21 protein-coding genes are annotated in these 20,559 nt (G+C 55.4%); 6 read left to right on the forward strand and 15 right to left on the reverse strand.

The genetic code is table 11. The features are described from left to right. Nucleotides 1-629 (reverse strand): SDR family NAD(P)-dependent oxidoreductase (locus tag ACK4IR_RS11705; protein WP_409874533.1); only part of this gene is annotated, 629 nt, incomplete at its 3' end. A 67-nt stretch (nt 630-696) separates the two neighbouring features. Here ACK4IR_RS11705 and ACK4IR_RS11710 point away from each other — a divergent pair. Continuing rightward, a complete protein-coding gene (locus ACK4IR_RS11710) occupies nt 697-1,581 on the forward strand; it encodes an alpha/beta fold hydrolase (protein WP_409874534.1) in 885 nt (294 codons plus the stop codon). Here the strand turns inward: ACK4IR_RS11710 and ACK4IR_RS11715 are convergent. From ACK4IR_RS11715 to recN, 8 genes are all read right to left on the reverse strand, one after another. Then, nucleotides 1,578-2,531 (reverse strand): heme o synthase, encoded by a 954-nt coding sequence (locus tag ACK4IR_RS11715; protein ID WP_409874535.1) that lies wholly within the window; start codon nt 2,529-2,531, stop codon nt 1,578-1,580. The genes ACK4IR_RS11710 and ACK4IR_RS11715 overlap by 4 nt on opposite strands. Nucleotides 2,532-2,555: 24 nt before the next feature. After that, a complete protein-coding gene (locus tag ACK4IR_RS11720; protein ID WP_409874536.1) occupies nt 2,556-3,494 on the reverse strand; it encodes a COX15/CtaA family protein in 939 nt (312 codons plus the stop codon). A 140-nt stretch (nt 3,495-3,634) separates the two neighbouring features. Further along, complete coding sequence (locus tag ACK4IR_RS11725) at nt 3,635-4,204, reverse strand: hypothetical protein (RefSeq protein WP_409874537.1); 570 nt, start codon at nt 4,202-4,204, stop codon at nt 3,635-3,637. Between the two features lie 62 nt (nt 4,205-4,266). Beyond that, entirely contained in the window at nt 4,267-5,286 is a 1,020-nt protein-coding gene (gene csaB / locus ACK4IR_RS11730) for a polysaccharide pyruvyl transferase CsaB (RefSeq protein WP_409874538.1), read from the reverse strand. Then, entirely contained in the window at nt 5,283-5,978 is a 696-nt protein-coding gene (locus ACK4IR_RS11735) for a sirohydrochlorin chelatase (RefSeq protein WP_409874539.1), read from the reverse strand. The genes csaB and ACK4IR_RS11735 overlap by 4 nt, the downstream gene beginning before the upstream one ends. Beyond that, nucleotides 5,975-7,243 (reverse strand): histidine--tRNA ligase, encoded by a 1,269-nt coding sequence (gene hisS / locus ACK4IR_RS11740; RefSeq protein ID WP_409874540.1) that lies wholly within the window; start codon nt 7,241-7,243, stop codon nt 5,975-5,977. Before hisS ends, ACK4IR_RS11735 begins: the two co-directional genes overlap by 4 nt. Before the next feature lie 148 nt (nt 7,244-7,391). Next, nucleotides 7,392-7,616, reverse strand: a complete 225-nt coding sequence (locus tag ACK4IR_RS11745; RefSeq protein ID WP_409874541.1) for a hypothetical protein — start codon at nt 7,614-7,616, stop codon at nt 7,392-7,394. Nucleotides 7,617-7,722: 106 nt separating this feature from the next. Next, a complete protein-coding gene (gene recN, locus ACK4IR_RS11750; RefSeq protein ID WP_409874542.1) occupies nt 7,723-9,441 on the reverse strand; it encodes a DNA repair protein RecN in 1,719 nt (572 codons plus the stop codon). 150 nt (nt 9,442-9,591) lie between these two features. Here recN and crtR point away from each other — a divergent pair, with 150 nt between their 5' ends. From crtR to ACK4IR_RS11765, 3 genes are read left to right on the forward strand one after another with little or no spacing between them, the layout of a single operon-like run. Further along, on the forward strand, nt 9,592-10,479 hold the full coding sequence (gene crtR, locus ACK4IR_RS11755) for a beta-carotene hydroxylase (protein WP_409874543.1): 888 nt from the start codon (nt 9,592-9,594) through the stop codon (nt 10,477-10,479). Nucleotides 10,480-10,493: 14 nt separating this feature from the next. Further along, nucleotides 10,494-11,453: an ABC transporter ATP-binding protein gene (locus ACK4IR_RS11760; RefSeq protein ID WP_409874544.1), complete on the forward strand. Its 960-nt coding sequence runs from the start codon at nt 10,494-10,496 to the stop codon at nt 11,451-11,453. Between the two features lie 55 nt (nt 11,454-11,508). Further along, on the forward strand, nt 11,509-12,747 hold the full coding sequence (locus ACK4IR_RS11765) for an endo-1,4-beta-xylanase (protein WP_409874545.1): 1,239 nt from the start codon (nt 11,509-11,511) through the stop codon (nt 12,745-12,747). Nucleotides 12,748-12,749: 2 nt separating this feature from the next. Here ACK4IR_RS11765 and ACK4IR_RS11770 read toward each other — a convergent pair whose 3' ends face one another. Further along, nucleotides 12,750-14,399 carry an aldehyde dehydrogenase family protein gene (locus ACK4IR_RS11770; RefSeq protein WP_409874546.1) on the reverse strand — a complete coding sequence of 550 codons (1,650 nt, stop codon included), beginning with the start codon at nt 14,397-14,399 and terminating at the stop codon, nt 12,750-12,752. Between the two features lie 147 nt (nt 14,400-14,546). Here ACK4IR_RS11770 and sufC point away from each other — a divergent pair, with 147 nt between their 5' ends. Next, a complete protein-coding gene (gene sufC / locus ACK4IR_RS11775; protein ID WP_409874547.1) occupies nt 14,547-15,329 on the forward strand; it encodes a Fe-S cluster assembly ATPase SufC in 783 nt (260 codons plus the stop codon). Beyond that, complete coding sequence (sufD, locus tag ACK4IR_RS11780) at nt 15,326-16,612, forward strand: Fe-S cluster assembly protein SufD (RefSeq protein WP_409874548.1); 1,287 nt, start codon at nt 15,326-15,328, stop codon at nt 16,610-16,612. Before sufC ends, sufD begins: the two co-directional genes overlap by 4 nt. On the opposite strand, the gene ACK4IR_RS11785 is transcribed toward sufD, so the two are convergent. The 5 genes from ACK4IR_RS11785 to ACK4IR_RS11805 form a co-directional block, all read right to left on the reverse strand. Next, nucleotides 16,604-17,173, reverse strand: a complete 570-nt coding sequence (locus tag ACK4IR_RS11785) for a PepSY domain-containing protein (RefSeq protein WP_409874549.1) — start codon at nt 17,171-17,173, stop codon at nt 16,604-16,606. The two genes, sufD and ACK4IR_RS11785, sit on opposite strands and share 9 nt — an antisense overlap. Nucleotides 17,174-17,226: 53 nt before the next feature. Beyond that, nucleotides 17,227-17,901 (reverse strand): Fe2+-dependent dioxygenase, encoded by a 675-nt coding sequence (locus ACK4IR_RS11790; RefSeq protein ID WP_409874550.1) that lies wholly within the window; start codon nt 17,899-17,901, stop codon nt 17,227-17,229. Nucleotides 17,902-17,941: 40 nt separating this feature from the next. Further along, on the reverse strand, nt 17,942-18,202 hold the full coding sequence (locus ACK4IR_RS11795; protein ID WP_409874551.1) for a hypothetical protein: 261 nt from the start codon (nt 18,200-18,202) through the stop codon (nt 17,942-17,944). A 109-nt stretch (nt 18,203-18,311) separates the two neighbouring features. Then, nucleotides 18,312-19,682 carry a sensor histidine kinase gene (locus tag ACK4IR_RS11800; RefSeq protein ID WP_409874552.1) on the reverse strand — a complete coding sequence of 457 codons (1,371 nt, stop codon included), beginning with the start codon at nt 19,680-19,682 and terminating at the stop codon, nt 18,312-18,314. After that, nucleotides 19,663-20,352 (reverse strand): response regulator transcription factor, encoded by a 690-nt coding sequence (locus ACK4IR_RS11805; protein ID WP_409874553.1) that lies wholly within the window; start codon nt 20,350-20,352, stop codon nt 19,663-19,665. The genes ACK4IR_RS11800 and ACK4IR_RS11805 overlap by 20 nt, the downstream gene beginning before the upstream one ends. Nucleotides 20,353-20,559 lie beyond the last annotated feature (207 nt).

The following is a 20,559-nucleotide window of genomic DNA, read 5'->3' on the forward strand; positions in this document are numbered from 1 at the left end:
GCAACCACCTGTTCGGGCTTATCCTGTTGGGCAATGAGGGTCGGATTGCGGGTCATATCGGCGCGCTCAAAGAAATTGGTGGCAGTGGGGCCGGGGCACACGGCCAGTACCCGAATCCCCCAGGGTTTCACTTCTGCCCACAGGGCTTCACTAAAGTGACGCACAAAGGCTTTGCTGGCGGCATAGACCGCAAGATAGGGCAGAGGCTGAAAGGCAGCAATGGAGCTAACGTTAATGATCGTGCCTTGGCGGCGAGAGCGCATCTCTTGCAGCACCAGATGGGTGAGTTCCACCAGCGCCGCGATGTTGACTTGGAGCATGTCCATTAGTTGCTGGCGATCGCGCTCCCCAAAAGCGCCGTAATCACCAAAGCCGGCATTGTTGATCAGCATGTCCACCCTTAGCCCCAGGACTTGAATCTGCTCATAGAGTCGGACGGCAGCACCGGGTTCACTCAAGTCTTGGGGAAGACACACCACCGCCACCTGCCGGCTGAGGCGACTCTTGAGCGCCGCTAGGGTGTCGAGGGAACGCCCCGTCAGGATCAAATTGTGCCGGCGATCGGCCAAGGCTTGGGCAAAGGCCTGCCCCAATCCCCCCGTTGCCCCCGTGATCAGTGCGGTTGTCATAAAATTGTTACGAAACGTAAAGATGGTTATCTTAAAAAGTACTACATTGCATTGGGGAACGGGCAGAATGACTTCGACACTCACAGCAGCTTTTCCCACCGCCGACTGGATTTGGCGCGGCCATCGCATTCGCTACGGCGTCAACGGCAGTGGTGTCCCCGTGGTGTTGGTTCATGGCTTTGGTGCCTCCATTGGTCACTGGCGCAAAAATATCCCTGCCCTCACCGCTGCGGGTTACCGTGTCTATGCCCTTGATTTACTGGGGTTTGGTGCCTCGGCGAAGCCCGATTTAACCTACAGCTTGGAGCTGTGGGCTGAGCTACTGGCGGACTTTTGGCAAGCCCATATCGGTGAACCCGTGGTTTGGATAGGGAATTCCATTGGGGGGCTGCTGTGTCTGATGATGGCGGCTCGCTACGGCCACACCTGCCGCGCTGTGAGTGTCCTCAACTGTGCGGGCGGGCTGAACCACCGTCCCAATGAATTGAATTGGATGCAGAGTCTGTTTACGGCCCTCTTTCGCACCTTGGTTGCTTCTCCCGGCATTGGTCATTGGATCTTTCACCAGATTCGGCAGCCGCAGCGCATCCGCAAAACCCTGACCCAAGTCTATGCCAATCCCGATGCGATTACCGATGAATTGGTGGAACTGCTGCATCGTCCGGCCATGGATGCCGGTGCCAAGGAGGTGTTTGCCCGCGTAATTTCCGCACCACCGGGACCCAAAATTGTGGATTTACTTCCCCTGATTCAAGTGCCGATTCTGGTGCTCTGGGGTGAGGTAGATCCTTGGACGCCCGTATCCGGAACAAAACACTTTGAAGCCCACCAAGATCGCCTACCGATTCGCATTGAACGGCTACCGAATACGGGGCACTGTCCCCACGACGATCGCCCGGAGTTGGTGAACCCCCTTCTCATTGAGTGGTTGCAACAATTGGGGCACGCCTAACCTAAGAGGCAAGCAAGGGCATCGAGACCTTCAGACAATTGAGGCAACAAAATACGATCGCCCACCATGGCGGCACACAGCCACATCAGGTAGAGAATCGAGAACTTAAAGAGGCGCCGTGCCTGTTCTTTATCCTCTGGGGCTTGGCTTAACTGCCATGCGCAGTAAATAAACCATCCGCCAAGGGCGATCGCCACCCCGCCGTAGATCCAACCCACGACACCACAGGGGTAGATCAACAGCAAGCTGGTGGGCAGCAGTGCCAAGGTGTAGCGGAAAATTTGCTGTGCCGTCCCGCGATCGCCCTCCACCAGCGGCAGCATCGGCACCCGCACCCGGGCATAGTCCTCTTGAATCAGCATGGCCAACGGCCAAAAGTGGGGCGGCGTCCAGATAAAGATGATGGCAAACAGCACCCAAGCTGCCCAACTGAGTTCTCCTGTTACTGCTGCCCAGCCCACCAAGGGGGGAATTGCCCCCGCGGCACCGCCAATCACGATATTTTGGGGCGAAGAGCGCTTCAGCCAGTGGGTATAGACCCCCACATAAACGGCAATTCCCGCCATTGCAAGGCAAGCACTCAGCAAATTAGCAAAGACCAGCAAAAGACTAAAGGCCGTTGTTGCCAAGACCACCGCTAGGAACACCGCTTCCCAAGGGGCAACCCGCCCGGCCGGCAAAGGGCGATGGCGTGTCCGTTCCATGAGGGCATCAATATCGCGGTCATAAAGACAGTTGATTGTATTGGCTGCCGCCGCCGCACAGGCACCACCGACAAGGGTAATCAGGAGCAGTTGGGGGGCTACTCGACCTTGGCCGGCCACTTCCATTGCTGCCGCCGTCGTAATCAAAAAGAGGAGAATCAGCCGAGGTTTGGTGAGTTGGACATAGTCCACCAATTTTGTCGAAAGATCCCCCGTCGAGGAGGAAAGTCTGGCTAGGAATGTCATGGGAGCCTCAAGATCGTTCAAAATTCATCCTTCGGGGAACGGGGCAGGCGATCGCAAAGTCTGCGGTAGGCCGTCGCGCCATGCCAATGTGGCAATCGCAACCAACACCCCCAAAAGGGTAGCGCCAATCAGTTGATGGGCAACGGTGAGTGCCGGAACCTGTAGCTTTAGTTGTAGGGTGCTCCAGCCCAAGGCCACTTGTAGAGCCACCAGCGGCAGGAGTGAAAAACTCAGGTGCCGCAACAGGGGAGCCAAGGCTGGGCTGCGCCAAGCGACGATCACAACGCCTAAGACACTCAAGGTGGCCGGAACCACCCCCATCAGATGGCTACTGAGCACCCCACACAGGCGATCGCCATAGAGACACTGCTGAACCGCCCACTGCGAAGACACCAAGCCCCCCAACAAACTCTGGCCATAGACACACAAAGTGGCGATCGCGGCGGCAAGCCGCAACCACCGGGCGCAACCTGTACCCCTAAAGGGAGCTAAGCCAACGGTGATGGCTGTCAAAAGGCAAAAGAACAGGAGTCCTGTGCCGAGGTGAGCCGTGACAATGTCAAAGCGCAGCAATGCCGTCACCGTCAGTCCGCCGAGAATCCCCTGCAACGTCACAAGACCCAGAGCCGCCGCAGCAGCATAGGGTACCCAAGCAGGCAGAGCTTGCCGCCAAGCCATGCTCAAGGCAGCCAAGGCGATCGCCATCAGGCCTAAACTGGTAGCCAACAGACGGTGAAACCACTCTAGGAAAATCTGCAAATCCATGGGCGGCACCAGCGTGCCAAAGCACAGGGGCCAATCGGGACAGGCCAAACCGGCATCCATCACGCGCGTCGCACTGCCTACCGCCATCAAAAAGAGGGTAAAGACCGTCATCATGAGCACGAGGCGAAAAATCCAGCGGCGACGGGCACTTGGATCACTGCCTAGGGTCAAGGGTGGAACATCAAAGGAACCCGGCACAGATTTTTCCTCGACAGCAACAACGTCTTCATGGTAAAGAAGCTAACGGGGGAATCACAGCCGGTGTGAAAATCTATAGCTTTTCTTTAAGTTTTCGCTAGAGTATAAAGTTTCCTTGCATTTTTGCTGAGCTGGGCTGTCTAAAACGATGGCTCGCCGGCACTGGGCTGACGTTGCAAAAAATGGAGAAAATCCAAGAGTTCTTCATCGGTGAGTTGCTGGCGCGATCGCTTGCCGTAGCGTTCGAGTAAACAGGCGCGGCCTTGAGCTTCAGTCCAGCCCAAGCGTTTCATTTCCACGGTGGTTTGGGCAATTTCATCCGCCAGATCCACGGGTTCACGCTTGGAGGGGGGCTTCTCGTCGGCAGGTTTCACCGCTGGTTTACTGCGGCGGGAGCTAGGAGGGGTGGTGGGTTCTAGGAGTAGATCTGTATTGTTGGCCTCTGACCAAGGAGCCGCCTCTAGGGCTGCCGCAGAGCGGGGAATCAGTTCTGCTTCCGTTTGCACGGGGAGGTGAATGCCAAGAAGTTGCAGGGCACGCTGGCGGGCATTATCTTCCGCCTGTTCTAGGGTCGGGGCAGCAGCCATCCCCGTAGCTAAAATGGTGTCGCCGACAAGGAGGGTGGTTTTGACAATAAACAGACCGTCATGAATTTGCAACAAATCGCTGACAATGCTGCCGGTGGGATAGCGGCGATGGAATTCACTCATGGGGTGCCGCAACAAAACGACGCATTGAGTTAATCTTATCCTATCCTTCTTGGGGGACTGGCCTAGAGGAGATTCAGCACTGCCTTGTGAATCGCAGCCGATTGCAGGTAGGGTTGATAGTCAGGAATAGGGGCTGAGAACGTCTCTTGCCATTGCTGAATCAAGGCAGTAGGGTCAGGGGGCAATGCTCCTAGTTCAACTCCCGCCATACCCGTATCGGCCATGAGGTAACTTACTTTGGGATCGTAGCTGAGGGCAAAACAGCGACAGCCAACACTGGCCGCCATAATCAGGGCATGGAGACGCATGGCGATCGCCCCCGCCGCTGTTGCCAAGATTCCCTTGAGTTGGCGGGGATCCTCGCAGGTGATCACTTTAGTGCGCTCAGGTAGCAATGTCTTATGGAGATATTCAGCCAAGGGCAAATCCTGTTGAGACTGAAAGGGCAACAGCCAAAGTAGCACCCCCGTCTCTTCTTGCCACCGACGCAAGGCGGTTTTTAGAAGCTGCCAGCGATCGCCCGTCAGGTACCGATGGGGACGCAAACAAACCGCAATAGCTCTCTTTTCCTGAGGGGGTTCCACAGGGCGCGCCGACAGAAGCCACACGGGATCAGCTCCCTGTTGATGGGGAATACCCCACTGCCGCAGCAGAGCGGCTGACCCGGAATCCCGCACCGTGACCGCAAGACAGCGGCGGAGAACTGCCCGTGTCCACCAACGATACAGCGGCGATCGCACCGGTCCAATCCCCTGGGCCCAAGCAATCGTGCGACAGCCAAACCGCTGCGCAAGGGTCATCAAGCCAAGGTAATAGAGGGGACTGCGCCAACTGGTCACATCCTGAATGAGGCTGCCACCGCCCCAAATAAAGGCTTGGCTCTGTTGTAGAGTGCGTAGTACCTTTGGCCAGTGGTGGCGATCGCAGGTGGCAACGCCATAGCGGGCTGCGGTGGCTGCCGGATTGCCGCTGAGGACAACAGGGGAAACGTGGGGGGGCAACTGTTCGAGGAGTGTTGCCAAAAGTGCCTCATCCCCGGCATTGCCATAGCCGTAGTAGCCACAGAGAACCACTTGACTCATGCAACAGGCTCCACCAACGGCACGGCCTGAAGGATGCCTTGAAGCACATTGATAAAGGAGGGGGTGGGTTGAATGGCGGGCACAAAGGAAAGAGAGTGATGGGGATACCTGACTTGCAGCGTTGCCACTTGCCGGTGCACCTGATTGACGGTTTTACCGCCAAAGAGAAAGTAGCCATAAACTTTGCTACTGGTGTAGCCCTGAGCCATCCGCACCTCAATCGCATGGTCTAAACTTCCCGCTTGGGTTAGCAGCGCCGGGTGCACCCCACAGGTCTGACACAGCCTTTCAAACCAAGGGAGAACTTCCGGCCGACGACTGCCGTGGCCAAGAAGAATGTGGGCAGATTCGCGGGCGATCGCCTGTTGTAACCAAGCTTGAAAGAGAGGCTGTCCCCCAAGAAAGGGAAGTAATTCAATGGGCAGCGCCGACTTGGCTCTGGCGATCGCCGGCGGCAGATCCACCACCACATGGTTCCCCGGCAACAAAAAGAGGGGCAGGATCACTATCCCCTCAGCCCCTTGAGATTGTGCCTGCTGACTAAACCGGCGGATCTGCTCTGGCAGTGAGGCTCCTTCAAGGGTTCCCCAACCCACTATGCCCAAGCCTGCCAATTGTTGACAAATCAATGCCATGGACTGCTGCGGTGCTGGGTCAGGACTGCCGTGGCTAACGAGAAAGTAGGCCATCATGAGGAAGCAAGGAAGCGCGATCGCCAGTTTTCACTCAAGAGTTCCTGTTGCGGTACCAAGACCTGCTCGCCGGAGGCCAACCACTTTACCTGTACGGTGCGATCGCCGGCTTCACTTTCCCCAATCACCAGACACACCGTGGCACCGACGCGATCGGCGCGTTTCACCTGCTTACCGAAGGCACTGCTGCTCAGATCCACTTCTACGGTATAGCCCTGATGCCGCAACTGCTGGGCCAAAATTAGGCCTTGGCGTTCCGCAGCTTCGCCCCGGGTCACCATGTAAAGGTAGGGTTCCTGCCGTGGCGGTAAGGGGCGATCGCGCAGGAGTAACACCAGCCGTTCAATGCCCATTGCCCAGCCAATGGCGGGCGTCGCAGGTCCTCCTAACTCCTCCACCAGGTGATCGTAGCGCCCTCCACCACAGACCGTTCCCTCGTTGCCCAAGCTTAAGTCCTGAAATTCAAAGGCGGTGTGGGTATAGTAATCAAGGCCGCGCACAAGAGCCGGATTAATCTGGTACCTGATGCCCAGATCCTGCAGGAGGGATTGCACCTGCTCAAAGTGGTGGCGCGATTGCGGGCTGAGATAGTCCAACAGCCGTGGGGCTTCCTTGACAATGGCTTGGGTACGCGGGTCTTTGCTATCGAGAATACGCAGGGGGTTGCGTTGCAGACGGTCTTGGGAATCGGGGTCTAGATCAGCTTTGTAGGGGGTGAGGTAGTCCACTAGGGCTTGGCGGTAGGCACTGCGATCCTCGCGATCGCCCACGGAATTCAGCATCAGGGTTAAGTCTTTAAGTCCTAAAGCCTGCAAGATGTCTAGCGCCACGGCAATCACTTCGGTATCGGCACGGGGATCGGCACTCCCCAACACTTCCACTCCCAACTGGTGAAACTGACGATAGCGACCTGCCTGGGGACGCTCGTAGCGGAACATGGGTCCAAGATACCACAGGCGTTGGACGCCCCCTTGGCTGTGCAGGCCATGCTCGATATAGGCGCGAACCACCCCGGCTGTGCCCTCTGGTCGTAATGTCAGCGATCGTTGAGCGCGATCGCTAAAGGTGTACATTTCCTTGCTGACAATATCAGTAGCTTCACCAATGCCCCGCTCAAACAGATGGGTTTGCTCAAAAATGGGGGTGCAAATTTCGCGGTAGGCGGCGCGATCCAGAATCTGGCGAGCGATGCTTTCTAGATACTGCCAATAGACCCGCTCGGCGGGCAAAATATCGCGAGTTCCCCGTGGTGCTTGCAAACCCATGTGTGGTCAATGCGCAAATGAAACAGACGTATTATAACCGCCTAGCTTCCTAGTAACTTCTCCACCCGCTCTAGAACCTCGCGAATGTGTTTTAATCCCCCCAGAATTTCCTTGAGGAGATCGTCGGTGGGATTGGCGGGCGTTGTTTTTAATTCCACCTGTAGAGTAGAGTAGTAATCCCCATTAAGTCACGGGCAAAGCGAGCCACTTCATTGGGGTGGAACAGTAGTGGTTCACGACGGCTTTTGCGATGCTCTGGATTGAGGCGTTGGGGATCAAAAGGGGGATTAATGGTTTCATTATTGGTATTGAGATAACGGTAAATAGATGCGCGAGAGCGGCAGAGAGTTTGCTGCACTTGATCAATGGTCATTAGCTCATCTCCCCCCACAGGATAGAAAGAACGCTGCATTGAGAACGGCCAATTGGTAACGTTGCTATCAAACTTATTTTACTGTAAGGATATAGCAATCGAAATGTCAAGTTTTCGTGTTAATTTCCTCGGAACTGGAAGGGAAGGATCGTTGTTGCTGCGCCAACAGCCCACTAGCAAATGAGAGTGCCATAGGTGAGCGATCGCCCCCGGCCAAATCCGCCAGTGCCTGGACACGCGCTTCATCGGTTAAGTATTGCACACGAATCACCGTTGTGGAGGTACGGGGGTCAATGTCTTTTTGCACTAAATAGTGGTGATCCGCCGCCGCCGCAATCAAGGATTGATGGGTAACACACAACACCTGATGGGTTTGCCCCAATTGGCTTAAACGCTCGGCAATCGCCCCCGCGACACGGCCGGAGACCCCGACATCAATTTCATCAAAAATCAGCGTTTTCGGCGTTTGTTGGGTCGCCAAGCAGGTCTCCAGCGCCAGTAAAAATCGGCTCATTTCACCGCCCGAGGCGATCTCTCCTAAAGGTTGCAGGGGTTGGCCGGGGTTGGCACTCCAGAGAAAAGTAATCTCATCACTGCCACTACTACTGGGTTCTATGCTCGTCAACTGCACGGTAAAACGGGCTTGGGGGAGTCCAAGGGGGCAAAGGTGGGCAAGGAGGTCTTCTTCTAGGCGTTCTGCTGCCCCTTGCCGCAATTGGTGGAGGTGCGCACTGGCTACTTCAAGGCTTTGCCGCAGTTGGGCAACCTCTGCCTCTAGGTGTGCTTGGCTGGTGGACTCACCACTGAGGGCGGCTAATTCCGTTTGGATGCGATCGCGATGGGCAATGACACTGGCCAAATCCGGACCATACTTGCGACACAGGCGTTGGAGTTGATGGATCCGCTGACCAAGGGCATCTAGTGTGGCCGGATCCGCATCGAGGCGATCAACATAGCTACGCAGTTGGCGTGCGGCTTCTTCCGTGTGGGCGATCGCCCCCTCCAACAATTCACCCACGGGCTGAAGCGCTGGATCCCAGTCGGCAATGGATTGCAGGGCTGCTTGCGCTTGCGCCAGCAATGTCAGCGCACTCGGTTCCCCCTCGTAGAGGAGGTGATAGGCCTGTTGGCTTTGGCTTTGCAGCTCTTGGACATGGCTGAGGCGTTGGTAATCCTGTTGCAACTGGGTGAGTTCTTCAGGGTCGTCTAGAGCCGCAGGCAGCAGTTCTTGGAGTTGAAAGTGCAGTAAATCGAGTCGCTGGAGCCGTTGCTGTTCCTGAGCAGCAAAATCTTGCCATTCCCGTTGCCGTTGTTGCCACGCTCGGTAGGCTTCTGCCACCTGCTGCCGCTGGGTCATCAAGACCTCACCCCCATAGAGATCAAGCCAGTCCCGCTGTTGGGAAGGACTCGCCAGTTGCACTGCCTGTCCCTGAGCCGTCAGGCGCACAAGGTGCCGCCGCAGTTCCTGAAGTTGCTGGCGATTGACGAGTACACCGTTGACCCGACTGCGACTGCGAAAAGTGTCTCCCTTAAGACTAAACTCACGGGTACAGATCACCTCCTCCTCTTCGGCGTCAATGTCTAGGGTGGCAAGCCAGTCTCTCACCGAGGGGGTGAGGGTGAAAATAGCTTCAATGCAGCCCTGCACGGTTCCGGATCGCAACTGCCTTGCCGAGAGCTTGCCCCCTAGAAGCGCATCAATGGCATCGAGGAGGATCGACTTGCCTGCCCCTGTTTCCCCCGTGAGAACATTCAAGCCCGGCTGAAAGGTCACCTCTAGCTCTGCGACAAGGGCAAAGTTGTGAATCCGCAGCGTTTGTAGCATTGTGGCTCCACTGGGACAAAGGTTCTAGGGCAATTCTTGGCAAAAGGGCTGCGACCCGCTTTTGAGATTGTGCGACTTGATTTTGTACCGCTGATTAGCCTACATAGTAGAAGGTAACATTTTGCAACAATGTGAGGAGCAACCGCGCGGATGATCACGGAGGCAGCGATTCCGGCCACGGTTCCCAAAGAGTTTTTAGGTCCCCCGATGGGCTTTAATCCCACCTTGGTGATGTTTTTTGCCGCATTTGCAATCGCCATTCTATCCACTTGGGGGCACTTTCAAGGCTACTGGCCGGGCTGGGTCTCATTTGTCGCCAATATGTTGGCCTTGCACCTGATGGGCACTGTAATCCACGATGCCTCCCACAATGTTGCCCACAGTAACCGCATCATGAATGCGATCATGGGGCATGGCAGTGCCCTAATGCTGGGGTTTGTTTTCCCGGTGTTTACCCGTGTCCACATGCAGCACCATGCCCATGTCAACGATCCCGAAAACGATCCCGATCATTATGTTTCCAAGGGAGGGCCCCTGTGGCTGATTGCCCCCCGATTTTTCTACCATGAGGTTTTCTTTTTTAAGCGGCAGCTTTGGCGGAAGTATGAACTCCTAGAGTGGTTTCTCAGCCGCCTGACGCTGGTGGGGATTGTCACCTTTGCCGCCCTTAATGGCTGTTTAGACTACGTGCTCAACTACTGGTTTTTGCCCGCCGGGGTCGTGGGTCTGATGCTGGGGCTATTTTTTGACTATTTTCCGCATCGTCCCCATACGGAGCGCGATCGCTGGCACAATGCCCGCGTCTATCCCAGCCGCCTCCTGAACATCCTTATTTTTGGCCAAAACTATCACCTCATCCACCATCTCTGGCCCAATATCCCTTGGTACAAAGTCCAGCCGGCCTACTACGCCGTCAAACCCCTTCTTGATGCCCACGGCTGCAAACAAACCCTTGGTATATTGGAACCAGGCAATTTCTTGCCCTTTCTCTACGATGCTCTGGTGGGTTTACATTTCCATGGCTCTCGTTCTTCCTGAGGTGAATCTCCGCTATGGTGACTGACGCTGCCGGCGATCGCCCCCTCGTGCTGGCGGTTGAGAACTTACAAAAGTCCTACCGTAGCGGTTTCTGGCTGCGGACAGTTCTCACGCCCCTCAAGTCCGTCTCGTTGCAAGTTCACCTAGGGGAAACATTTGGACTGCTTGGCCCCAATGGTGCCGGTAAGACCACACTGCTGAAGATTCTCTTGGGTCTGGTGCAACCCAGTGGCGGTCACGGTACGCTCTTGGGGCATCCCTTGGGCGATCGCGCCGTGCGGCAACGGATTGGTTACCTGCCTGAAAACCCCTATTTCTACGACTATTTGACGGCTTGGGAGTTCCTAGAGTTTACGGCGGGACTCTTCGGCCTCAGTGCCGCCACCCGCAAGGATCGCATTCCTCTGCTTTTGGAAATGGTCGGCCTCAACCTTAAGGATGCCCGCAAAAAGCAAATGCGCCGCTATTCTAAGGGGATGGTGCAGCGGGTGGGCTTGGCGCAAGCCCTGATTAACGATCCCGAAGTGGTCTTTTTGGACGAACCCATGTCGGGTTTGGATCCCCTTGGGCGCTACCAAATTCGTGAGATCATTCTTTCCTTAAAACAGCAGGGCAAGACCATCTTCTTCAATAGTCATGTGCTGGCGGACGTCGAGGCCATCTGCGATCGCATTGGCATTTTGGCTCAAGGGGAATTGATTTGCGCCGGCAGTGTGGAGGAACTTCTGGGCAGTAGTGAAGCCTACCATGTGGTGGGCAAAGGGGGGCATGTGGATGGCCTTCAGGAATGGCTTTATTCCCTAGAGATTCAGGGCGATCGCTGGCAAGGAGTGATCAAAATTCCCCTACCACGTTTTCTTACCCTCGTTGAAGAAATGGGGGGCGAAATCCTGCAACTGCGCCTTGCTCGCCCCACCCTAGAAGAGTTTTTTGTGGAACAACTGCGCCAACAGGGCATTCAAGTTACCCATTAGGGAGCTTGGCGTCATCTGAATCCGTCTGAAGCCTTAGTCACCCAAGAGATAATTCATGTTGAACTGGCGCCGTTTTCTGTGGTTGAGTTGCCTAGCGGCTTTTTTGGGGGTTGCCTGTGGCACCTCCTTTTCCTCCGGAGCCACCGATGCCCTCAGCCAGAAAATTGAGCAATTGCGACAGGCGCCTCTCACCGTCGTTGTCGAGACTGCCCAAGGCCGTCCGATTCGCAATGCCCGCCTCCAACTGGTGCAGCAAAGCCATGCCTTTCCCTTTGGCGTTGCCCTTGATACCCAGATGTTTCGCCCCAATCCCCCGCCGGCGGCCAACTGGTACAAGCAGACGGCTCAGGAAAACTTTAACGCCGCCGTCCATGAAAACGCCCTCAAGTGGTATGAGTTGGAGCCGGAGCCGGGCAAGCTGGACTTTACGATGGCCGACACCATCTATCGCTGGGCGCAGGCGCAGGGCTGGCCGATGCGAGGGCATACCCTCTTTTGGGAAGTGGAGCAGTTTAATCCCCCTTGGCTGAAAACCCTGCCACCGGAGCAATTGCGCGCAGCGGTGAAAAAACATGCCCTTACCGTCTGTCGCCACTATCGCGGTCGCATCAATGAGTTTGATGTCAATAACGAAATGCTCCATGGCAATTTTTTCCGCAGTCGCCTTGGGGAGGGCATTGTCAAGGAGATGTTTGAATGGTGCCGTGAGGGCAATCCCGAGGCGGTTCTCTATGTCAACGACTACGGCATCATTGAGGGCGATCGCCTGAACGAGTACGTTGAGCAAATTCGCCGTCTGTTGGCCCAAGGGGTTCCCATTGGCGGTATCGGCATCCAAGCCCACTTGGAACATCCTTTGGATGAAGCCAAAATGCAGCGCGCCCTCGATACCCTTGCCCAGTTCAATCTGCCCCTGAAAATTACCGAGGTGAGTGTGAGCCTTGCCGACGAGCAGCAGCAGGCACAGACCCTCCGCCAGATTTATCGCCTTGGTTTTGCCCACCCCGCCGTGCAGGGGATTTTGCTCTGGGGCTTCTGGGCAGGGAACCACTGGCGCCCGCAAGCGGGACTGTATCGCCAAGACTTTTCCGCCAAGCCGGCGGCGATCGCCTACCGCCAACTGCTTTTTGAGGAGTGGTGGACCAAGGTCAGCGGCCAAACCAATGCCCAAGGCCAATGGCAAGGACGGGGCTATCTGGGGCGCTATCGCTTGACAGTGACTGCCCAAGGCCAAACCCGCACCCAAGAGTTCGTACTGCCCCCTGGGGGAACCACCGTGACCGTGCGGCTGTGAGCCTAGCCCCGCAGCGCCGCCCCTAAAAGGGAGAACCACGCCAAGGGATGCCCCGTGTAGATATCCATAACCGCCTTGGCCAGTTGTGGAAGGGTGCGATGGCCGTAGAACCAAGGGGGCGTCACCCCTAACCGGAAGGGAACGCGAACCACGGCTTTTTGGGGATAGTCAAACAGAAAGCTATTGTGAACCACCCCCACCCCAGAGCCGATGGCCGCCGGCGTATGGCCGGGAAAAGCCCCCCAAGGGGTACAGCCTAACCCATAGGCCAAGGAGACCCAGGCATTGATCGCAATGGAACCGTAGCGCAGTTGGGCGATCGCCCGCTCTAGCCTCTCGCCATGGTCGGCCTCGGTTCGCGGATCAATGATCACACTACACCCCAAGGTGCCCCAGAGCCGCTCGTTGACAAAGGGCACGGCCGTGGCAAGATAGGCGGCGGCATCGGGCACAGGCAGGGGCACCTCTGCCAACAGACCACAAAAGACCTCCTCTTGGAAAATGCGGGGATTTGCCGTGGGGGTCAGGCCTTCAATCAAAGTCCAGGGAATCGTGCCTTCAACGGCGGGACTGAGGATCGTGGCTTGGGGATAGTCGGCTAGGAAGGACTCATAGCGGGCGATCGCTCCCGGATAGTAGGCAGGGCGGGGCGGAATCGCTTGCAGTTGGGCTTTTAGAGCCTTGAGGAACGCCTCTCGCTGCGACCAGCCGGCAGCAGTGACAAGGATTTGTGCCCCAATACAGTTAAAGCCGGCGTTATGGACAAGGGCACTGGCCACTTGGCGGGCTTGGTAGGTCAGTTCTGCCTCTGTCCATTCCCCCGGTACCACCAACAGGGGCGTGACATTTCCCAATTCCGCCGTGATGGGTTTGGTCAGCTTGCGCTGTTGGCGGGCTTTGCGGATGGCCTGCTCGGCCGCCGTTTCTCCCCAAACAAGGCGATTGTAGGTGTGGTGGGAACCGGTCATGTGAACGTGCTGGGTCAAGGGATGATGGCAGAGGGCCTCCCCCATTGCCGCATCGCCTGTCACAATCTCAAGGAAACCCGCCTCAATCAAAGGTGCACAAATTTTGCGAAAACACGCCGTCAAGGGAGCTAAAAGGGGGTTCATTTTCAACAGGGCCACTCGATTGGCCACCACCAGTTGGTAGAGGGCATCTGCCAAGCACAACGACGTGATGTTGCCGGCGCCCAACACCACAGCAACCCCCGGCGGCGGTGGGTGACGGTAGGCACTGCCTTGGCTTGTCGGTTGATCCGGTTGGAGCCAGACTTCTGCTTTGACCCCAAACCACAGCCAGCGCTCCTGCCAATTGCGCGGCAGAATTTCGGCGATCGCCTGACCGGTGGGGGCAGTTCGCCAACGGGGTACCGGGGGGGATGCCTCGTGACGCAGGGCATAGACATAGTGATCCAGCTTGAGAAGGAGTCCCAGCGGGCCGGTGGTCCATTCTTCCCCTGCCCAACGTCCCTCAGGATCAATGCCTTTAATGTCACAGGCAATGTTGACCCATTCGGGGGCGTGGCGACGGGCAAGGGCTTTGATGGCTTCGAGGTAGGGAATCCGTTGACGGGGCGAGAGGGCTTGCCACTGGCCGGCCTGTTGATGCAGGCGTTCTAGTTCGGGGAGCGTAGTTGTGGAAGGTGTCATCGTCAGATACTGGCTGGTCTACTGTGGGTAAAGATTACGGCGGGGCGTGCTGCTGTTCTCAATCCTTTTCTGTCAAGAAACTCAATCGCGATCGCCCCCCTGCTGCGCTACATTAAAAAATTATGAAGGATGGCAAGGAGGTAAGGGGTGATTCGTCCCGATAGCGAAGTCATTTTAGAGGTTCGAGAACTCACGGCCAAGGTAGAGGATACCCCCATTCTCAAGGGCTTGAACCTGAGCCTTCGCGCGGGCGAAATCCATGCCATCATGGGGCCTAATGGCTCCGGCAAAAGCACCTTCTCCAAAATTCTGGCGGGGCATCCCGATTACACCGTCACAGGCGGCGAAGTCCTTTACAAAGGCAAAAATCTTTTGGAATTGCCCCCGGAAGAGCGTGCCCGCGAAGGCGTTTTTTTGGCGTTTCAATATCCCCTTGAAATTCCGGGGGTGAGCAATCTCGACTTTTTGCGGGTGGCCTACAATGCCAAACGTAAGCACCAAGGTCTTGAGGAACTGGATGCCTTTGACTTTGAGGATCTGGTGCGGCAGAAAATAGAACTGGTGAAGCTGGATGAGGGCTTTCTCAATCGGGGGGTGAATGAGGGCTTCTCCGGCGGTGAGAAAAAGCGCAACGAAATTCTGCAAATGGCGCTCTTGGAACCTACCTTGGCCATCCTCGATGAAACGGACTCCGGCCTTGATATTGATGCCCTGCGGATTGTGGCCAATGGGGTAAATCAGCTTACCCGCCCTGATAATTGCATTCTCCTGATTACCCACTATCAACGCTTGCTGGATTACATTGTGCCCGACTATGTTCACGTCATGGAGGGGGGACGGATTATCCTCACCGGCCCCAAGGAACTGGCTCTAGAACTGGAAGCGCGCGGCTATGACTGGGTTCGCGAAGAGGAGGGGGCTGTCTCATGACGATAATGGTCAACGCCAATTCCGACCAAGCGGATCTGCCCAAGAGCCGTCGCGGCAATGAACTCAAGGATCTATTGGACTTAGCCCCGCCCCTGCGCCACGCTGAGCTAGAACCCTTACGGCAAGCCGCCCGCGATCGCCTCCATGAGCAAACCCTGCCCACCCCCCGCGATGAGGACTGGCGCTTTACGGATCTATCGGCTTTACGTACGCGATCGCTGCAGGCTCCCATTGCCCCTCTCCATCCCGACCTCGTTGCCGAAGTGCGCCATCTCCTAGGCGAGCGCAGTTTTCCCACCGTTGCCGCCATTGTCCTCATTGACGGCTATTTTTGTGGGGAACTCTCCCGTGGAAATGCCGATGGGGTTGAGTTATTGCCCCCCTCCCTGCCGGCGATCGCCCCCCCCGAAGTGTTTAGTGATCTCAATACTGCCATGCTGGCCGATCGGGTGTGCCTACGCCTAACGGGACACCTTGCTGAACCTCTGGAAGTGTTCTTTGTCAGTAGTCGGCAGCAGCAGAGTGTGGTTTCCCCCCGCCTTTCCGTTGAAGTGGCAGCCCACAGTCAAGCCACCCTGATTGAGCGCTTTTTGTCCCTCACGGGCGATCACCAGTTCACCAACAGCGTCACGGAACTCTCCCTAGGAGCCGGTGCCCGCCTGCACCATGTGCGAATTCAACACCAATCCCTAACGGCGATTCACATTGGGGCTACGGTGGTTCATCAAGGGCAAGACAGCGACTACAGAGGGCACGCCATTGACCTAGGGGGAGGCTTAAGCCGCCACAATTGGCAGGTGCAGGTTCAAGGCAGGGGCAGCCAAACCACCCTAAAGGGGCTGGCGATCGCCATGGATAACCAAATTATGGACACCCACTCGGCCGTGTTCTTCAATGCGCCCCACAGTGCCGGTCAACAAATTCACAAGTGCATTCTTGGCGATCGCGCCCACGGGATTTTTAATGGCCGCCTCGTGGTGCCCCAAGTGGCGCAGCTTACTGACGCCGCTCAACTCCATCGCACCCTGCTCCTTTCCGACAAAGCTCGTGTGGATACCAAACCCCAGCTGGAAATTGTGGCCGACAATGTCAAATGCTCCCACGGTGCAACCGTTAGCCAACCGGCGACGGATGAGATGTTTTATCTGCGCAGTCGCGGTTTAGATGAGAGGGAAGCCAGAGCCCTCATTGTTAAAGCCTTTGCCCTTGAGCAGCTAACCGATATTGAGCCTCAGATTTTGCGGCAGGAGTTAGAAGGGGCACTGCTGGCCAAATTACATTGACTCTGCCGCAGAGCCTCGCCTGCGGCGCCCACCGAACAGCATACTCACGCCCGTCCAACTGAGGACGCCAACCCCTACCCCCAATAGCAAGACATACATCGGTCTGAGGGCGCGTCCTAGAAATCCCCCCTGGTGGAGCATCATTAAAATATCGGCCACCTCTTCGGGCAGGCCGAGGTAATAGTACCCAACATGGAACAGGACACCCGTGGCCGCAGTTACTGCCAAAGGTATCAGAACAACCCCACTCAGACAGTGGTGCACCAGCCGATGGTTAAAGCGCTTAATGCGTTGGGGGCGCATCAAAACCTCGCGTCGTATAAGGAGCAGTCCACTAAAGGCCAAGAAGATCAGCCCCAAGCCCAGCACTGCAACGTAAATCAACTCCCCTCTTTCGCCGAGGAAGGCACCGGTGTGCAAAAGTAGCATTAATTCACCAAAATCTTTTGACAAACCAAACCAACTGCGACCCAGACGATAGGTCATTCCTGTGGCTGTTGTCAGCAAAAACGGCAAAACCAGAACCAAGGATAGCCGGCGATGGAGCTTGCGTGCTTTCATCCTTCATACCTCAAGGGCAATTGAGCATTGTCCTCCCTAGGGGGCTAACTGCCTCAAACCTCTACCCACTTGCGCAACAGGTTGGCATAGACCTTACAGAGGAGATCAAACTCCTCGGTCTTGCCGTATTTTTCAAAGAGGGAATGGCGAACCGTATCAAGTTCAAAGAGGAGTTCCCGCTCTAGAGGATCGCGGATGCGACTTTGAACCCACGTCACGGCCACCAAGCGCACCCCTTGGGTAACGGGCGCCACGCGGTGCAAAAAAATTGAAGGATAGATCACCATTGACCCGGCTGCCAATTTGAAGGATTGCTCTCCCCAAGTGGTATCGAGGAGCAGTTCCCCCCCTTCATAGGTGAGTGGGTCGCTCAGAAACAGTGTCAGGGAGAGATCGCAGCGGGTTAAATCTTCCCCCCTACCCATAAGGGTGTTATCCATGTGAGTGCCGTAGCCCATTCCCTCTTGGTAGCGGCTAAAGAGAATTGGCCGAATCGCCCGCGGTTGCGCAAAGGCTTCAAAGAGTATGTTCCTACGCAGGGCAGCGAGGACAATTTCAGCGGCTCTCTCGTATGCTTCACTGTCCCCTTGGAGCTGTTGGTTTTCCTTGACGGCCTTGGCATAGATGCCGGCGGTGAGTTTGCCATCCACAAAGGGAGCTGCTTTACAAAGGGAGTGCAGCTGTTCCAGCTCTTCTAGTGTCAGCACCTGATCAATTTGCAGGAACATACCCTTCTCCGAGCGATTCAAAGGGTCAAACGGTGTTTCTTTACCACCACCAGCGGCGCCGCCGTTTGCCGGATTCGCCCCGCTCACCGTAGCCGCCTTCTTCACCTCCCTCCTCTGAGCCGGCCAGTAACAGGTGCTGGCGAGGGCTGTGGGTCGTTTGGCCTAAGGATTCAAGGCGCAGGGCATCGGCCTTCACCTCTGGCATTTGACTCGTTTGATTGGAGGTTGCACTTGCCGGTGTCACTAGAGTGGTGGCGATCCCCAAGGACAAGAACAGGGAGACGGCTTTTGAGTGTTTCATATTTCAGTCATCCTCCTTGGATTACCCGCTCACCTTCCTATGGTGGCGACCCAAGGTAAAGATTTCGGGAAGGTCAGGTGGCTTGGAGAATAACTGAAGAGCTGAGGGATTAGGCTGCGGGTAACTTGACTTCAAAACGAGTCCCCTGATGCGGTTGACTCTCAACTTGGATGGAGCCGTGGTGTTGTTCAACAATCATCTTGACGACTGATAAGCCCAAGCCAGATCCTTTATTGTGATGCTCACGGGCTTCGTCTGAACGCCAAAAGCGCTCGAAAATATAGGGCAGATCTTGAGGCGCAATGCCGATGCCCGTATCCTGAACCGAGATAATAACCGTGTTGAGCTTTTTGGTGAGGCGAAGGGTAATTGTGCCGCTAGGGGGGGTGTAGTTGATGGCATTGTCCACCAGATTGGCAAATAGCTCATACAGTTGCTCTGGATCACCCCAGACTTGACCGGCTTGCTCGCAATAATACTCAAGGATGATCCCTTTGGCAGTGGCGCGATCGCGATGCAGGTCAACCACTTCTTCTAGCAGCTCATCAACATCTACTTTTTGCCGGCGGCTTTGATCGAGGGGGGATTGTTCCATGCGTGCCAAGAGCAACAGCTTGTTGATTAAATCTCCCATCTGGTGACACGCCGAGGAGATGACAGCAACCTTATTCAATTGAGCTGCATCTAAGTTTTGGGAGTGTTCGGCCAGCATGGCAATGGAGGCTTGGATGGCTGTCACCGGATGCCGCAGTTGGTGAGAAGCATCCGCTGTAAAGCGTTTTAGGCGGTTAAGAGTCATCACAATCGGCTGTGTACTTTCATGGGTGAGCCACGCTGCCACCAACAGGGCGAGGGTACTCACGCCCAAGGTTTTAAGAATAAAAACAACTTTCAGGTAATTCAGCTCATTCTCAAGGTCAACGGTTGAATCTGTAGCACACACATAACCTATCAGCGCTGGTTCAAGATGTTCACCCCTCTCTTTGTAAATTGGATAGATAAAAGAGCGTGTATGTTTCCCTTTGATGATTACCCCTGAAGGAGAAATGTTCGGCGGAAACTCAATTTCAGGGATTTTTTGGCCTTCATAGATAATAAGATAGCGATCGCGATCATACCATTGAACACTTTGGGAAATGTGGCGTGTAGGATTGGGCATCACCTCATAAATGGAATTAAATTCATGCTTGGCCATTAACTGCGAGATTGTCATTGGAACAATTTTGCCTTCATTATTTTTTGGAGCGTAGCTGCTATACTTTGATTCCCTAGTAAGTTCGCTGTATTCATGCTCAATGACATCGAAGAGATTGACAGACCAAATGGCCACCTCCTTAAGATGGGTATCGAACTGTTGATAACGGTGGTGCACGATCAGGGAATACAACAGCACCGAAGAAGCAGATAGAATGCCGGCGATCGCCAAAAAATAGATCCAAAACAGGCGACTGCGCAAACTGCTATATTGCCGATTTAACATTGGGATTAAGGCGGTAGCCAAAGCCGTGAACGGTCTCAATCAAATGAGGGGGTGCTCCTGCTGCTTTTAGTTTATGCCGCAAACTGCGCAGATGCACCTTGACCGTCTCTTCTCCCGGTGTTTCATCAAAAGACCATGCCTGATCCAAAATTTGGGTGCGAGTGAGAACTCGGCTGCCATTGCGCAACAAAACCGCAAGGATGGCATATTCCTTGGGAGTGAGGTGCAGCACTTGGCCGTTGTAGCGCACTTCTGCGGTGTCGAGACACAGGGTCAATTTTTCCCAATTGAGGCAAGGTGAATAGGTCGTTTGCCTTCGCCGCAGCAAAGCACGCACCCTAGCCAGCAATTCTGCCAAATCAAAGGGTTTCACCACATAGTCATCGGCACCGGCATCTAGGCCAATCACTTTATCTAGACTCGTATCCCTCGCAGTGAGGATGAGAATGGGCAGGTTGTAGTTATTCTGGCGGATTGTTCGACAAAGGGTGATGCCATCTACTTTTGGCAATCCCAAATCTAAGATTAGAAGGTCAATGGCGCCCGCTTCCAGATAGTTCAAGGCGCCTTGGGCATCATGGGCAACTTCAACGGTGTACTGCTGCTGCCTAAGCGCCTCCGCAATCAAGCCAGCAATAGTTCTATCGTCCTCAACAATTAAGATTTTCACAGCTTAAGAGTCTTGTCAGAACATGCCGCTCTTGTCAAACTATAGCTCATCTTGTTAAATGACCTCTGGGATGCCTTGGTTGTGTCTGTCAATGGTCGCCGATCTCTCCTAATCTATTTATCGTTGCTTTCACTACCTGAAAAGTGCCGCAGTGCTGGTGAAGCGGCAGACGACCAGCGGGAGGAATTACTCAATTTCAGCTTGTTG

The sequence above is a fragment of the Thermosynechococcus sp. genome (genome assembly GCF_046299635.1).
GTDB lineage: Bacteria > Cyanobacteriota > Cyanobacteriia > Thermosynechococcales > Thermosynechococcaceae > Thermosynechococcus.